Annotated in this window: 14 protein-coding genes; 7 read left to right on the forward strand and 7 right to left on the reverse strand. The window is 58.0% G+C overall.

Going from position 1 to position 14,813, the window contains the following annotated elements; genetic code table 11:
* Position 1 precedes the first annotated feature (1 nt).
* Both G0Q00_RS01925 and lpxB read left to right on the forward strand, forming a co-directional pair.
* Positions 2–814, forward strand: a complete 813-nt coding sequence (locus G0Q00_RS01925; RefSeq protein ID WP_163035862.1) for an LpxI family protein — start codon at positions 2–4, stop codon at positions 812–814.
* Entirely contained in the window at positions 811–1,971 is a 1,161-nt protein-coding gene (gene lpxB, locus G0Q00_RS01930; protein ID WP_163035864.1) for a lipid-A-disaccharide synthase, read from the forward strand. Before G0Q00_RS01925 ends, lpxB begins: the two co-directional genes overlap by 4 nt.
* Positions 1,972–2,009: 38 nt before the next feature.
* On the opposite strand, the gene mnmA is transcribed toward lpxB, so the two are convergent.
* A complete protein-coding gene (mnmA, locus tag G0Q00_RS01935; protein ID WP_163035866.1) occupies positions 2,010–3,158 on the reverse strand; it encodes a tRNA 2-thiouridine(34) synthase MnmA in 1,149 nt (382 codons plus the stop codon).
* A 123-nt stretch (positions 3,159–3,281) separates the two neighbouring features.
* Between mnmA and G0Q00_RS01940 the strand changes: the two genes are divergently transcribed.
* On the forward strand, positions 3,282–3,560 hold the full coding sequence (locus G0Q00_RS01940; protein WP_163035868.1) for a DUF1153 domain-containing protein: 279 nt from the start codon (positions 3,282–3,284) through the stop codon (positions 3,558–3,560).
* 95 nt (positions 3,561–3,655) lie between these two features.
* On the forward strand, positions 3,656–4,369 hold the full coding sequence (ctrA, locus tag G0Q00_RS01945) for a response regulator transcription factor CtrA (RefSeq protein ID WP_163035870.1): 714 nt from the start codon (positions 3,656–3,658) through the stop codon (positions 4,367–4,369).
* Between the two features lie 66 nt (positions 4,370–4,435).
* Here ctrA and G0Q00_RS01950 read toward each other — a convergent pair whose 3' ends face one another.
* Positions 4,436–5,347: a pseudouridine-5'-phosphate glycosidase gene (locus G0Q00_RS01950; RefSeq protein ID WP_163035872.1), complete on the reverse strand. Its 912-nt coding sequence runs from the start codon at positions 5,345–5,347 to the stop codon at positions 4,436–4,438.
* Complete coding sequence (locus tag G0Q00_RS01955) at positions 5,344–6,231, reverse strand: carbohydrate kinase family protein (protein ID WP_163035874.1); 888 nt, start codon at positions 6,229–6,231, stop codon at positions 5,344–5,346. The genes G0Q00_RS01950 and G0Q00_RS01955 overlap by 4 nt, the downstream gene beginning before the upstream one ends.
* A gap of 222 nt (positions 6,232–6,453) precedes the next feature.
* Between G0Q00_RS01955 and rpsB the strand changes: the two genes are divergently transcribed.
* Together rpsB and tsf are read left to right on the forward strand one after the other, a co-directional pair.
* Entirely contained in the window at positions 6,454–7,227 is a 774-nt protein-coding gene (rpsB, locus tag G0Q00_RS01960; RefSeq protein ID WP_163035876.1) for a 30S ribosomal protein S2, read from the forward strand.
* A gap of 102 nt (positions 7,228–7,329) precedes the next feature.
* Complete coding sequence (tsf, locus tag G0Q00_RS01965; protein ID WP_163035878.1) at positions 7,330–8,205, forward strand: translation elongation factor Ts; 876 nt, start codon at positions 7,330–7,332, stop codon at positions 8,203–8,205.
* Positions 8,206–8,651: 446 nt separating this feature from the next.
* Here the strand turns inward: tsf and G0Q00_RS01970 are convergent, their stop codons facing one another.
* The 3 genes from G0Q00_RS01970 to katG form a co-directional block, all read right to left on the reverse strand.
* A complete protein-coding gene (locus G0Q00_RS01970) occupies positions 8,652–9,359 on the reverse strand; it encodes a LuxR family transcriptional regulator (protein WP_239058301.1) in 708 nt (235 codons plus the stop codon).
* 38 nt (positions 9,360–9,397) lie between these two features.
* Positions 9,398–9,838 carry a type II 3-dehydroquinate dehydratase gene (gene aroQ / locus G0Q00_RS01975; protein ID WP_163035882.1) on the reverse strand — a complete coding sequence of 147 codons (441 nt, stop codon included), beginning with the start codon at positions 9,836–9,838 and terminating at the stop codon, positions 9,398–9,400.
* A 398-nt stretch (positions 9,839–10,236) separates the two neighbouring features.
* Entirely contained in the window at positions 10,237–12,417 is a 2,181-nt protein-coding gene (katG, locus tag G0Q00_RS01980) for a catalase/peroxidase HPI (protein ID WP_163035884.1), read from the reverse strand.
* Positions 12,418–12,540: 123 nt separating this feature from the next.
* On the opposite strand from katG, the gene G0Q00_RS01985 reads away from it, so the two are divergent.
* Positions 12,541–13,431 carry a LysR substrate-binding domain-containing protein gene (locus G0Q00_RS01985; RefSeq protein ID WP_163035886.1) on the forward strand — a complete coding sequence of 297 codons (891 nt, stop codon included), beginning with the start codon at positions 12,541–12,543 and terminating at the stop codon, positions 13,429–13,431.
* A 3-nt stretch (positions 13,432–13,434) separates the two neighbouring features.
* Here G0Q00_RS01985 and rseP read toward each other — a convergent pair whose 3' ends face one another.
* On the reverse strand, positions 13,435–14,775 hold the full coding sequence (rseP, locus tag G0Q00_RS01990) for an RIP metalloprotease RseP (protein ID WP_163035888.1): 1,341 nt from the start codon (positions 14,773–14,775) through the stop codon (positions 13,435–13,437).
* Positions 14,776–14,813 lie beyond the last annotated feature (38 nt).

Consider the following 14,813-nt stretch of genomic DNA (forward strand, 5'->3'; position numbering starts at 1 on the left):
CATGTCGGATCGCCTTGCCATCATCGCCGGAACCGGAGAGCTGCCGCAACTGATTGCGGCGGCCAATTCGGACGCGCTTTTCGTGACCATCAAAGGTGTTGACGTTTCTGTGCCCGACGGGTTCGAGCATGTGGCCGCGAGCTATGAAAAGCTTGGGGCCTTGTTCAACGCGATGCGCGGGGCAGGGGTCGCGCGTGTTGTGTTTGCGGGCAAGGTGGACCGGCCCAAGCTGAACCCTCTGCGCATGGACCGGGTGACGCTGGGGCTGTTTCCCCGGGTGAAGGCTGTTCTGGGCAAGGGCGATGACGCACTTTTGCGCCTTGTGGCGGAGGTGTTCGAGGAGCAGGGCTTCACGGTCGTGGGCGCGACAGATGTGACCGCCGCGCTGGCCATCGAGGCCAGTCACGCCGGTCGCGCGACCAGCGCGCGGGACCGTGAAGATGCGGACCGGGGCTGGCAGTTGTTGGACGTTCTGGCCGGTGAAGATATCGCGCAGGGCGTGGTGATCGCAGGCGGGCAATGCCTGGGTATCGAGAGCATTCAGGGGACCGACGCGTTACTGGCTTTCGCCGGGCACACATCCGAACATCTGAAACAAGGCGCGCGTGGCGTCTTTGTGAAACGCCCGAAGCCTGGTCAGGACGGGCGGATGGATATTCCGACCATCGGGCCTGATACGGTGCGTGCGGTGGCAGCAGCCGGCTTAGGCGGTATCGTGTTGGAGGAAGGCGTGATCGTGCTGGAGCGGGCCGAGGTCGAGCGCTTGCTGGCCGAACATGATCTGTTTCTGGACGTGCGAAAGGGGCAATCATGAAGGTATTCATGATCGCGGGCGAACCCTCGGGCGACCGTTTGGGTGCGGCCTTGATGGAAGGCTTGAAAACCCTGCGCCCTGACGTCGAATTCATGGGCATCGGCGGTGTCGCGATGGAAGAGCAGGGGCTGACCTCGCGCTTTCCGATGTCCGAGCTGTCCATCATGGGAATTGCCGAAGTCGCCCCGAAATACTTCCACCTGAAACGTCGCATTCGTGAAACCGCCGAGGCCGTCGTCGCGGCCGATCCGGACGTGTTGATCACCATCGACAGCCCGGATTTCTGTCTGCGCGTGGCGCGGATCGTGAAGGAAGAAGAGGTTGAAGGGCAGACTTTCGGTCATGACATACCGATCGTGCATTACGTGGCCCCGTCGGTCTGGGCATGGCGTCCGAAACGCGCCGCCAAAATGGCACGCTGGGTGGACCACGTTCTGGCGCTTCTCCCGTTCGAGCCGCCCTATATGCAAGCCGCCGGCATGGGTTGTGATTTCGTCGGGCACCCGGTCGTGGCCGAGCCACAGGCAGATGACGCAGCAGCGCAGGCCTTCCGCGATGCACGCGGTATCAGCGACGCGCCGCTTCTGCTGGTTCTGCCGGGGTCGCGCAAGGGCGAAGTCTCGCGTCTGGCAGAGCGGTTTGGCGAGGTGATTGCCCATGCCAAACGCGCCAAGCCTGACCTGCAGGTGGTGTTGCCAATGGCGCAAGGCGTGGAAGACCTTGTGCGCGAATTGACCGCGAAGTGGTCCGTGTCGCCCATTCTTATCCCAGCCGCGCAGCAGGACGACAAACGCGCGGCGTTCAAGGCCGCAGATGTGGCGCTGGCGGCCTCCGGTACGGTGTCCTTGGAACTCGCGGCAGCCCATACGCCGATGGTCATCGCCTATGACATGAATTGGCTCAGCCGGTTCCTGATTGGACGCATGCTGAAAATCGACACTGTGACTCTGGTCAATCTGGTCTCTGACACGCGTTCGATTCCTGAGTTCCTTGGAAAAGACTGCACCCCGGATCGCATCACGCCTGCGCTGTTGGCCGTTCTAGATGCGCCGGAAGCACAGAACGAGGCGATGCGTGTGACGATGGAGCGTCTTGGAAAAGGCGGTGAAGCGCCCGGATTACGCGCTGCACGATCCGTGCTAGGCGCGATTGGTTAAACTTTTCCACGTTTTACGAACTGTCTCGTGGAAACGCTTTAACCGCGCCAGATCCACCCACCGCCGAAGATGCGTGGTCCATCCATCTCATAGAATACGCAGGCTTGACCGGGGCTGACGCCTTCCTCGGGCGTCAACAATTCCACTTCGGCTTCCGTGTCCGAGATCGGGCGAATGATCGCCTCGCGCGGGGGACGGGTCGAGCGGATTTTGACACCCAGATGCCACTCTTTGCGGGACGTGAAGGGCTCATCCCCCAGCCAGTTGATCTCGCGGACCGGAACAATGCGGGTCGCCAGCAAGTCTTTCGGGCCAACGACGACCTGTTTATTGTCGACATCCAGTTTCACCACGTAAAGTGGCTCGGACAATCCGCCGATGCCAAGGCCGCGCCGCTGGCCGATCGTGTAGTGAATGACGCCCCCGTGCTGGCCCAGCACGCGACCATCCGCATGGACGATCTCGCCGGGTTCAGCGGCACCAGGGCGAAGCTTCTCGATTACGCCGGCATAGTTGCCGTCGGGCACGAAACAGATGTCCTGGCTGTCGGGTTTATCTGCGACTTCTAGTCCATATTTTCGCGCAAGTTCACGGGTTTCTGCTTTGGTCTTCAAGTGACCAAGCGGGAATCGCAGATAGTCCAGTTGCTCGGGTGTGGTGGAGAACAGGAAGTAGCTTTGATCGCGCACAGGGTCGGCGGCGCGGTGCAGTTCCGCGCCGTGATCGCCCATCTCGCGTTGGATATAGTGGCCGGTCGCCATGCAATCGGCGCCCAGATCACGTGCGGTTTCCAGAAGGTCCTTGAACTTCACGCGCTCGTTGCAGCGAATGCAGGGCACTGGTGTTGCGCCACCCAGATAGCTATCCGCAAACTCCTCGATCACGGCATCCTGAAAGATGTTTTCATAGTCGAGGACATAGTGGGGAAAGCCCATATCTTCGGCCACACGGCGGGCGTCATGGATGTCGATCCCGGCACAGCACGCACCTTTTTTGGCCAGCGCAGCTCCATGGTCATAGAGCTGAAGCGTAACGCCAATCACGTCATAGCCTTCCTCGGCCAGTTTCGCCGCGACAACCGAACTGTCCACGCCGCCGGACATGGCAACAACAACCCGCGTCTCAGCGGGGGATTTGGCAAAGCCAAGAGAGTTCAGCGCAGGCGCGACCGATGCATTAACCGACATGTTGGGATCCTTATCGAAGCGTATCGGAATATAGGAAAATTCGAACGAACAACAAGGGGGCGCTTCACAGATCTTTAAGCCTGTCTGGTCATGGTCGGTCCAGATCATTTGCGAGGGTTCATCATGTATCTGAAAAAAATCGAAGGGCCGCGTGCGGTCACTCTACCAGACGGCTCGATCATGACGCGAGCAGATCTGCCGCCGCAAGACACGCGCAGATGGGTGGCAAGCCGGAAAGCACGTGTGGTCAAGGGGATACGCCATGGCCTTCTTACCAACGACGAAGCCTGTTCACTCTATGGTCTTTCAGATGAAGAGCTGGATGAATGGCTACGCGCCGTTGAGGTGCATGGGGAATCTGCCCTGAAAGCCACAGAATTACAAAAATATAGACAACCATAGGTGGTATTCGCTAAAAGTTCTTATAGGGTAACCTGTGATTAACCAATTCACGCAATGTTCAACCCAAGACAGAACCAGATGCGGAGAAACCCATTATGAGAATCCTTCTTGTTGAAGATGATCCGACAACATCGCGCAGCATCGAATTGATGCTGACACATGCGAACCTGAACGTCTATGCAACGGACCTGGGCGAAGAGGGGATCGATCTGGCAAAGCTTTATGATTACGATCTTATTTTGCTTGATTTGAACCTTCCGGACATGAATGGTCACGAAGTCCTGCGTCAGCTGCGCATGGCCCGGATTGACACGCCGATCCTGATCTTGTCAGGGGCCGACGACACCGAAAACAAGATCAAAGGTTTCGGTTTCGGGGCGGACGACTACATGACCAAGCCCTTCCACCGCGAGGAACTGATCGCCCGCATTCATGCCATTATTCGGCGATCGAAAGGGCACTCGCAGTCCGTGATCAAAACGGGCAAGGTCTCGATTAACCTGGATGCGAAAACCGTCGATGTGGAAGGCCGTTCAGTGCATCTGACGGGCAAGGAATACCAAATGCTCGAACTGCTGTCGCTTCGTAAAGGTACGACACTGACGAAAGAAATGTTCCTGAACCACCTTTATGGCGGCATGGATGAACCCGAGCTGAAGATTATTGATGTGTTCATCTGCAAGTTGCGCAAGAAACTGTCGGCAGCGACGGAGGGTGAAAACCATATCGAAACTGTCTGGGGGCGCGGATATGTGTTGCGGGATCCGGAACCCGTCGAGCTGAGCGCACAGATCGCGATTGGGGCCTAGGCACAATAACTGACCGAATATCCAGCATCTAGCATAAGAAAGGGCGGCTTGGCCGCCCTTTCGTTGTTACACACCTGCGAAAGCACGTGCGATTTGTGACGCAAGGCGCGCATTGTTCTTTACCAGAGCAATGTTGGCGGCCAGCGAAGCACCTTCGGTCGCATGGAAGATGCGATCCAGCAGGTAGGGGGTGACGTTCTTGGCCGAAATGCCCTCGGCTTCGGCGGCAGCGAGCGCTTCTTCGATCACAGGAGTGATAACCTCGCGCGGGATCTCTGCCTCGACCGGGATCGGATTGGCGATCAACTGCCCGCCCTCAAGCCCCATCAAGGCGCGGGTTTTAGCAGCTGAGGCAATCTGATCGGCGCTGTCCATACGCAGAGGGGCAGAAAGGTCTGAAACCCGAGACCAGAACGCTGGGAAACTGTCCTGCCCATAGGCAATCACCGGAACGCCTAGTGTCTCAAGAACTTCCAGCGTTTTAGGCAAATCCAGAATGGCTTTGGCCCCCGCGGCCACCACGGTCACGGGAGTCTTCGACAACTCGCGCAGGTCGGCCGAAATATCAAAACTGGTTTCAGCACCACGGTGCACGCCGCCAATCCCGCCGGTCGCAAAAACCGAGATCCCCGCCAGATGCGCGGCAATCATGGTGGCGGCAACGGTGGTGGCACCGGTGCCGCCCGTTGCAATGCACGCGGCCATGTCGGCGCGCGACAATTTCGCGACGCCTTTGGCTTGACCCAACGCGTCCAGTTGTTCGTCATTCAGGCCGATATGCAGCTGTCCATCCAGCACAGCGATTGTCGCGGGCACCGCACCGTTTTCACGAATGACCGCTTCGACCGCACGGGCGGTTTCGACGTTCTGCGGAAAGGGCATGCCGTGCGTGATGATGGTGCTTTCCAGCGCGACGATTGGCGCGCCGGCATCGCGGGCGGCGGCGACCTCGTCCGAGAAATGCAGAGGCAGGGTCATAGGTCTTCTCCTGATACATAGTGGGCGGCGGTTTTTTGCGCCATTTCGAGCGCGACAGCGGGCGCATTCCCGGCAAGTTCGGCCGCGATATGCGCAGCCATAAACGTGTCTCCGGCCCCGGTAATCCGCCGCACGCGGACCGGGGGGCAGGGGGTCTGGATCACGCCCCGCTGGTGATGACCGTCAGCGGCGAAGCTGCCGCCATCGGTGACCAATACCCGCGTCGCTCCAGCGTCCAGAAGCCCCTGTGCGGCAGTGCTTGCGCTGTCATATTGGGCTTCAGTCAGATAACCGGCTTCCTCGCGATTTACATAAAGCGTTGCCCCTGGGTGGCGCATCAAAGGGGCCAAGCGACGCGCTTTGCCGGGGCTGGCCGGGGCCACACGCAGATCAGCGCAGGCAAAACTGGCATGGGTCGCGATGTCATCCAACAGTGTGCGTGTCAGGTTTCCATCAAGCGCAATCGTGCCGACATACGGCGCGCGCGCGCTGCCCAACCGTCCGTCCTCTAATGGGGCAAGGATCGCGTCACCGGCGGCTTCAAGTGTATGCGCATCAGCCACGGCCGCGATCAAACCCTCGGGACCTTCGATGGCCATATAACGATCCGTTGGCAGTTCCTCCGGACGATAAATGAACTCGGTATTCATGCCGCGCGCTGCACAATCATCCAACAGCTCGTCACCCTCGCGATCCCGTCCGACGGCCGTCAGAAGCGCCGAGCGCAGCCCGAACCGATGCAGCGTCATCGCGATGTTCATCGCAACGCCACCGGGCAGGCGGGTAATCCGGCCCGGTTCGTCAGACCCCACGCGCATGGGATGTGGTGTGCGCCCGATCACATCCCAAAGGACCGAACCAATACAAAGAATATCCTGTGTCATCCCAGTTTTGTGCCGTTATTTCCGGGGAAGGACAAGCCATGACCACGCGAGACCATGCTTCGTCGTTTTTGGCTTGCACGGTCGGCATGCGCCCTGTATACGCGCGCTCGTAAACCACAGGTGCTGTGCGGGCCTATGGGGGAGACATCCCCATCGTGTCCACCGGTTGAAGGGCAACCTTCGAAACGCAGCGCCGAGGATGAAACCGGAAAGGATATAGAAATGGCATTGCCTGATTTCTCGCTGCGCCAGCTGCTCGAAGCTGGTGTTCACTTTGGTCACCAGACCCAACGTTGGAACCCCCGTATGGCCCCGTTTATCTACGGTGAGCGCAACGGCATCCACATTTTTGACCTGACACAGACCCTGCCGATGCTGGACGCTGCGCTGAACGCTGTGCGCGACACCGTTGCAAAAGGTGGCCGCGTTCTGTTCGTTGGCACCAAGCGTCAGGCTGCTGGCCCGATCGCTGATGCTGCTGAAAAGTCGGCTCAGTACTACATGAACCACCGCTGGCTGGGCGGCACGCTGACCAACTGGCAGACCGTTTCGAAGTCGATCAACCGCCTGAAAGAGGTGGACGAGAAGCTGGCATCGGGTGCTGAAGGCCTGACCAAGAAAGAGCGTCTGGGCATGGAACGTGACCAGCAGAAACTGCAAGCCTCGCTGGGCGGGATCCGCGAAATGGGCGGCGTTCCTGATCTGCTTTTCGTCATTGACGTTAAAAAAGAAAGCCTGGCCATCGCAGAAGCCAACAAACTGGGTATCCCGGTTGTAGCTGTTGTCGACACCAACTGCCCGCCGGAAGGCGTGGATTACATCATCCCGGGCAACGATGACGCGGCCCGCGCCATTGCTCTGTACTGCGACCTGGCTGCCCGTGCAGCTCTGGACGGCATGTCGGCCCAGATGGGCGCTGCTGGCATCGACCTAGGTGCGATGGAAGAAGCTATGGCCGAAGAAGCCGTTGCTGAAGAAGCTGCTCCGGCAGAATAAGACAGACCGCGTGCGCGGGGCAGGGGACTGGCCCGCGCAACTGTCACTGAATTGATACCGGGCGGGACTATCACCCGATCGGAGACCCCAAGGAGTAGAGACATGGCAATCACCGCTGCACTCGTAAAAGAACTGCGCGAATCCACTGGCGTTGGCATGATGGACGCGAAAAAAGCGCTGGTCGAAAACGACGGCGACATGGAAGCTGCCCAAGACTGGCTGCGCACCAAAGGGCTGGCGAAAGCCGCCAAGAAAGCTGGCCGTACCGCCGCTGAAGGTCTGGTCGCTGTGACCGTGGCTGGAGGCAAAGGCGTTGCTGTCGAAGTGAACTCGGAAACCGACTTTGTTGCTAAGAACGGTGAATTCCAAGACATGGTTTCGGGCATCGCTGCTGCGGCACTGACTGTTGCTGACGTTGACGCACTGAACGATGCTGACATGGGCGGCAAAACCGTTGCTGGTACCATCACCGACAAGATCGCCACCATCGGCGAAAACATGTCGCTGCGTCGCATGGCGTCGGTCGAAGGCGAAAACGTTGTGACCTATGTGCACAACGCTGTCACCGACGGCATGGGTAAAATCGGCGTTCTGGTTGCCATGAACGGTGGCGACGAAGCATTCGGCCGTCAGATTGCAATGCACATCGCAGCTGCCAACCCGCAGGCTCTGAACGAAGCCGCGCTGGATCCGGCCATCGTTGAAAAAGAGCGTCAGGTTCTGACCGATCAGGCCCGTGAAAGCGGCAAGCCCGAGAACATCATCGAGAACATGATCAAAGGCCGCATGAAGAAGTTCCTGGCAGAAGTTACCCTGCTGGGCCAAGACTTCGTCATCAACCCGGATCTGACCGTTGAAGCCGCTGCCAAAGAAGCCGGTGCCGAGATCGTCGGCTACGTGCGCATGGAAGTTGGCGAAGGCATCGAAAAAGAAGAAGTCGACTTCGCTGCTGAAGTAGCTGCTGCCGTTCAGGGTTAAGACCCACAGGGCAGGGCGCAAGCCCGCGACTTGATAGAATGTTCAAGGCCGGTCAAATCGACCGGCCTTTTTCGTGGGCATCCGCCTAACCGCCATCGCGCCGTAGGTAACGGTAGAATCGAAAAAGCGCCGACGAGAGTCAGCGCTTTTTCTGCAAGCAGAATATTCTGTATTCCGAGTGCTGGTGCCTTTGGGATCAATGCTCCATCGACACCAGCTCCGTTTTACCGGAAGAATGAAACGCAATCTGAAATCACAGTCCGTTCACCCCAAAAATGTCCCAAGGCTAAAGCCACCACTCACGGAACACTAAAATGATGCCTGATTCGTGCAACTATTGGAAGTACGGGAATCCCTACCATTTCTTCCGTAACGTCAACAAAACACCTTCTTATTCGAAAACTGTTTCGGATTAAGTGTCTAATCTAACGTGTAAACTTAACGCATTAGGATCTGTCAGGGGTGAAGATCTGGTTAAGAAATGACATTTTTAGAACCGCCTGAGCCGACGTATCAACGCCGAGCTTATCCCGCGCAATGCGCAGATGTTTTTCGATCGTGGCCGGCGTAACACCCAGAATGGTGGCAATATCTTGATTGGTTTTTCCATCGCCAACCCACTCTAGAACTTCGCGCTGACGCTTGGACAGATCAGAGCGTTCCGTGCTAAGCGGGAGCGAAATAATCTTCAGATGCGCCACGTTGTTCAGCGCTTCGATCTCATCCCCGCGCTCTTTCCAGATCTCATCGACGTCATCTTGGCTGAGCCCACGACGCGCCGTGAGTGCAATGACGCCTTTGGACCGGCGTGAGGTTTCCTGAAATGAGAGGGTGTAGCCAGCGGTCACGCCCATCTTCCTGTTCAGTTCGATGACCTTGCGATTATTGTCATCCATCAGGTTCATGTTGTCCTGAATCCAGGACCAACTGCAGGCACCGGTGTTTTCTGTCGCCCAAAGAAGCATCGGACTCGATCGATAGAGTTCTGGACCATAATAGTGCTCCATGTACTCTGGATCATGTGACGACAAGGTCATCACGTCTTCACGCGGCCCAAATGAGTTGGGTGTCATGAAGTGCGTGACGCCATAGATCAACCTGTCAAAGCCGAAACTTTCCATCTTCTTGCAATGGATGTCCCAAACTTCGGCCATGGTTTCACATTGGCAGATGCTTTTGATGTATTGAAGCATCAGGGTGCCTCGGAAAGTCCAGCTGCTGCCGCGATTGCCAACTCATAGCCTTTTGCACCAAAGCCGCAAATCTGGCCGACCGCAACGCGTGCTATATACGAACGATGGCGGAATTCTTCGCGGGCATGGATGTTGGACAGGTGAAGTTCGATGGTTGGAACCTCGGCGGCGATGATCGCATCCATCAAGGCAATAGACGTGTGTGTGTAGGCGCCAGCATTCAGAATGATCGCGTCGTGAACGCCACGCGCTTCCTGAATTCTGGTCACCAGCGTACCTTCGTCGTTGGACTGCTCGAATACACACGAGAACCCAAGCTTTTCAGCATGCGCGAGACATGAGGCCTTGATGTCCTCAAGGCGCAGTGACCCATAGATTTCGGGTTGACGCACGCCAAGCATGTTCAGGTTGGGGCCATTTAGAATAAGCAGAGAGTTCATGTCGTCTTCCTTGTTCGGACACTGTTTTATCTGCATTATTTCGGGCGATGTCGAGTGAATTGAACAATGAAACGTATCGGTTTCAGGATAGTCGCACGAATGCAATATTAACATAATATGGATTATGCGCATTAGTGTTTGTGTTGGATAGTCGCGTGACCTGCTTCTGAATTCTCCTTCTATAATGCGACTAGATCACAAAAAACATTGCCGTGCTTGGGGGCTCTCAAAAGCACGAATAGCGAAAATGTAGTTTCTTATCTCGGAGTGTTAATGAAGAAGTGACTGCAAGGCATTGATACCTCTATCATTCTCTGTGGCGCAGCGGGTCAGAGTCTCTGAGAAAAAGGGGCAGTTCCCTGCCCCTTTTGATTTTTCGTGAGTGGTGGGTGCTGTAATCAGCTCAGATCAAAACGATCCGCGTTCATGACCTTGGACCAAGCGGCCACGAAGTCTTCGACGAATTTCTGACCAGCATCGGCTTGTGCATAGACTTCGGACAAGGCCCGCAGTTGCGAGTTTGATCCGAAGACCAGATCGACCCGCGTGGCAGTCCATTTCTGCTCCCCCGTGGTGCGATCCGTACCTGCATAGCTGCCGTCGCCCTGATCTGCCCATTTGGTGTTGATATCCAACACGTTGGCGAAGAAATCGGTGCTCAGTTTGCCGGTATTCTGCGTGAAGACACCATGGGTGCTTCCGCCGTGATTTGCGTCCAGAACGCGCAGACCGCCGACCAGAACGGTCATCTCCGGCGCGCTGAGACCCAGAAGCTGCGCCTTGTCGATCAGAAGCTCTTCGGGCGAGATGGTGAACTCGGTCCGTTGCCAGTTGCGGAAACCGTCTGCAGCCGGCTCCAGATAGCCGACGCTTTCCTTATCGGTCATCTCTTGCGTGGCGTCCCCGCGCCCCAAGGTGCACGGGACCACAATGCAGTGACCCGCATCGGCGGCGGCTTGCTCCACTGCAGCGGCGCCGGAAATCACGATCAGGTCGGCCATTGAGACTGGCTTGCCGAAACTGCCACGCAGCTCTTCCAAACGGCTCAGGACACGGTCCAGCGCCTCGGGTTCGTTCACGTCCCAGCGGTTCATCGGTTCAAGACGGATCCGGGCGCCATTGGCCCCGCCGCGCATGTCCGACCCCCGGAAGGTAGAGGCAGAGGCCCAGGCGGTCTTCACCAGGTCCGAGATGCTTAGCCCCGTATCAAGCACAGCCGCCTTCAACGCCTTCACATCCTCGTCGCTCAGATCCGTTTCCGAGGCCGGAATTGGGTCCTGCCAGATCAGCTCTTCGCCCGGAACATCCGCGCCCAGATAACGGGCACGTGGGCCCATATCGCGGTGAGTCAGCTTGAACCATGCACGGGCAAAGGCGTCTGCGAACTCGTCGGGGTTTTCGTGGAAGCGCTTGGAAATCGGGCCATAAATCGGGTCCATCCGCATCGCCATATCCGCCGTTGTCATCATGGTCGGCACCTTCTTCGACGCGTCATGGGCCTGCGGGGCCATGTCGTCATCGGACACGCCGACGGGTTCCCAGATATAGGCGCCCGCGGGCGATTTGGTCAGGTTCCAGTCATAGCCGAACAGCAGGTCGAAATAACCGTTGTCCCACTGGATCGGGTTCGCGGTCCATGCGCCCTCGATCCCACTGGTGGTGGTGTCATCGCCGTGGCCCGTGCCATGCGCGTTGATCCAGCCAAGACCCATTTCCTCGATTGCGGCGGCTTCGGGTTCGGGGCCAACCAGACCTGGATCCCCTGCCCCATGCGCCTTGCCGAAGGTATGCCCGCCCGCGACCAGCGCGACGGTTTCCTCGTCATTCATCGCCATACGCGCGAAGGTCTCGCGGATGTCGCGGCCCGAGGCCAGAATGTCAGGCTCTCCGTTCGGGCCTTCCGGGTTTACATAAATCAGGCCCATCTGAACAGCGGCCAACGGGTTTTCCAGATCGCGTTCGCCGGAATAGCGGCTGTTGGGGTTGTCGTCAGAGGCCAACCACTCGGTCTCGGCGCCCCAATAGGTGTCCTCTTCCGGCTCCCAGACATCGGCGCGACCGCCTGCAAAGCCGAAGGTCGGGCCGCCCATCGAGGTGATGGCGACATTACCCGCAAGGATCATCAAGTCCGCCCAGGATATCTTGTTGCCGTATTTCTGTTTAATCGGCCACAACAGGCGCCGGGCCTTGTCCAGATTTCCGTTGTCTGGCCACGAATTCAGCGGTGCAAAGCGTTGCTGCCCGGTCCCTGCCCCGCCGCGGCCATCTGCAGTACGATAGGTTCCGGCGCTGTGCCATGCCATGCGAATGAACAGGCCTCCATAGTGGCCGTAATCGGCGGGCCACCAATCCTGGCTGTCGGTCATCAGTGCAGTCAGATCGGCCTTCAAGGCCTCAAGATCCAGCGACTTGAACGCCTCGGCATAATCAAAGTCATCCCCCATCGGGTCCGACTTCGCCGTGTTCTGATGCAGCATTCTGAGGTTCAGCTGATTGGGCCACCAGTCCTTGTTGGACCGCATCCCGACATTCGTTGCGCCATGCGCTACCGGGCATTTTCCCATGCTGTTTCCGTCCATCTTCCGACTCCCATGTTTGGTATTTAGCTCGAGACGGCAAATTCCGTCTGTATGGGTTTATATTAACGTGGTTGAGTGATAAGAGGAAATTACACCTTTTAATCCCAGCGATAGGATTACCTTATGAGCAACATCACCCTGCGCCAGCTTCGGTACTTTGATGCACTTGCGGAACATGGGCATTTCGGCCGCGCCGCCGATGCCTGTGCCGTGTCCCAACCGGCCCTCTCAGTTCAGATTAAAGAGCTTGAAGAGGCGTTGGGCTGTATCCTGTGTGAGCGTATGCCGCGCCAGGTACGTCTGACGACCTTAGGGCGGGAGTTTCTTCGGCGAACGCGGGACATTCTGCGCGCGGTGGATGAGCTTGAGGACGTATCGCGCGCCGCCCGCAATCATTGGGTGGGAGAGCTGCGGATTGGGGTGATCCCCACCATCGCGCCATATCTACTACCGCGTATCGCAAAAGAGCTAACCGAGCATTTTCCCGAAGCCGAAATCCACATGCGCGAAACCATGACTTCGAACCTGATCCGTGAACTGATTGAGGGTCGAATCGACACGGCCATTCTTGCCTTGCCCATTTCCGATCCCGCGCTGACCGAAGTGCCTCTGTTTGATGAGGAATTCGTGTTGGTCCGCCCACTGGCCGACAAAGACAAACCCGTCCCCAATCGCGATGGGCTGCGTGAAATGCGATTGCTGTTGCTCGAAGAGGGGCATTGCTTCCGCGATCAGGCGCTATCGTTTTGCGGCATGCACAACACCAATCCCCGCGAGACGTTGGACGGAAGCGCGTTGTCTACGTTGGTTCAAATGGTCGGCGCAGGAATGGGCGTCACATTGATCCCGGATATGGCCGTCGGCGTCGAAACACGTTCCGCACCTGTAACGGTATCGCGCTTTGACGCACCAAAGCCCAACCGCACCATTGGTATGCTTTGGCGGGCAAGCTCGCCGCTATCACAGCAATTTCACCGAATGGCCGATTGCGTAAAGCGAGCCGCAAAAGCGTGAGGTTTAGGGGCAGAACAAATCGTTCGTCAGGCCAAACACCATCAATGTCAGCACCAGTGCCAAGCCGACAGCCAAAAGGAAGTTCAAGGCCTTATCCGACGGTGGTTTGCCTGTGACCGCTTCCCACGCGTAGAAGACCAGATGCCCGCCGTCCAGAACCGGGATTGGGAACAGGTTCAGCATTCCGATGGCCGTGGACAGCATGGCAATGAAGGCAACAAAGCTAACCGCGCCCTGTGAGGCCACCTGCCCCGAGACCTGTGCGATCCCAATCGGGCCAGACAGATTACAGCTCGAGATTGCCCCGGTGATCATGTGCCATAGGCCCGACAGGCTGCTTTGAATGATATAGATCACCCGATCCACGCCAGAAGACAAGCTCTCCCACACGCCCGCGGGACGGGTTGCGGGTTCGAACACAAGCCCCGAGGTGATGCCGATCAGCCAGCGGGTCTCGAACCCGCCATCGGCCGAGGGGATGTCTTGCCGACGCGGAGTCAGTGTTACATCCATTGACGCTCCGTCGCGCAGAATGCCCAAAGACAGCTCGGCCCCATCACCATTCACGACGATTTCGCGCAGGGTGCTGAAGGTCGGGACCGTTTCTCCGTCGACGGTTTGGATGAGATCGCCTTCGCGCAATCCAGCGTCCATTGCAGCGGATTGAGGGCTGACAGACCCGATCAGCGGCGGATAGGGATGCGTGGCCGACAAGGTCAACACCTGCCCGTCACGCTCGACGCGGTAGTCCACCAGCGCGGTTTCGGGCAGCTTCTCAACCACCTCATAGAACTCGGCCAAGGGAGGCGTCTCAAAGCCCGCGATGGACAGGATCGTGTCGCCTTCGCGCAACCCCTGCTCCATCCCCGGCACGTTCAGTACCGTTTTCACCGCCAGCGGATCGCGGGCGACGCCGGTTGACATCATCAGGCCCGCAAAGATCAGGGTGGACAGGATGAAGTTGAAAACCGGACCGGCAGCCACTGTGGCGGTCCGCGCCCATAGGGGGGCACCGTGCATCGTGTGGCGACGGTCTTCGTCGGACAGTTGGGCCATGACGGCCTCATCCGCCCCACCCGAGGCTGCGTTCGCGTCGCCTCGAAATTTCACATATCCGCCAATGGGAAAGGCCGCGATCTGCCACTGGGTGCCGTGCCGGTCGGTCCGCGCCAACAGGACCGGACCCATCCCGATCGAGAACACATCGGCCTTGATGCCGCTCCACCGTCCAACGATGTAATGGCCATATTCATGCACCGCGACAATCACGGTCAACGCGGCGACAAAGGCAAGGACCGTGAAGGCAAGATTGCCGAAATCGGGCAGGAAGCTGATCAGATCCATGTCTTAGAAATGTCCTTTGGGTTCAGCGCGTGGCGCGT

It is taken from the genome of Aliiroseovarius sp. PrR006, assembly GCF_010500215.1.
In the GTDB taxonomy this organism is placed as follows: Bacteria; Pseudomonadota; Alphaproteobacteria; order Rhodobacterales; family Rhodobacteraceae; genus Aliiroseovarius.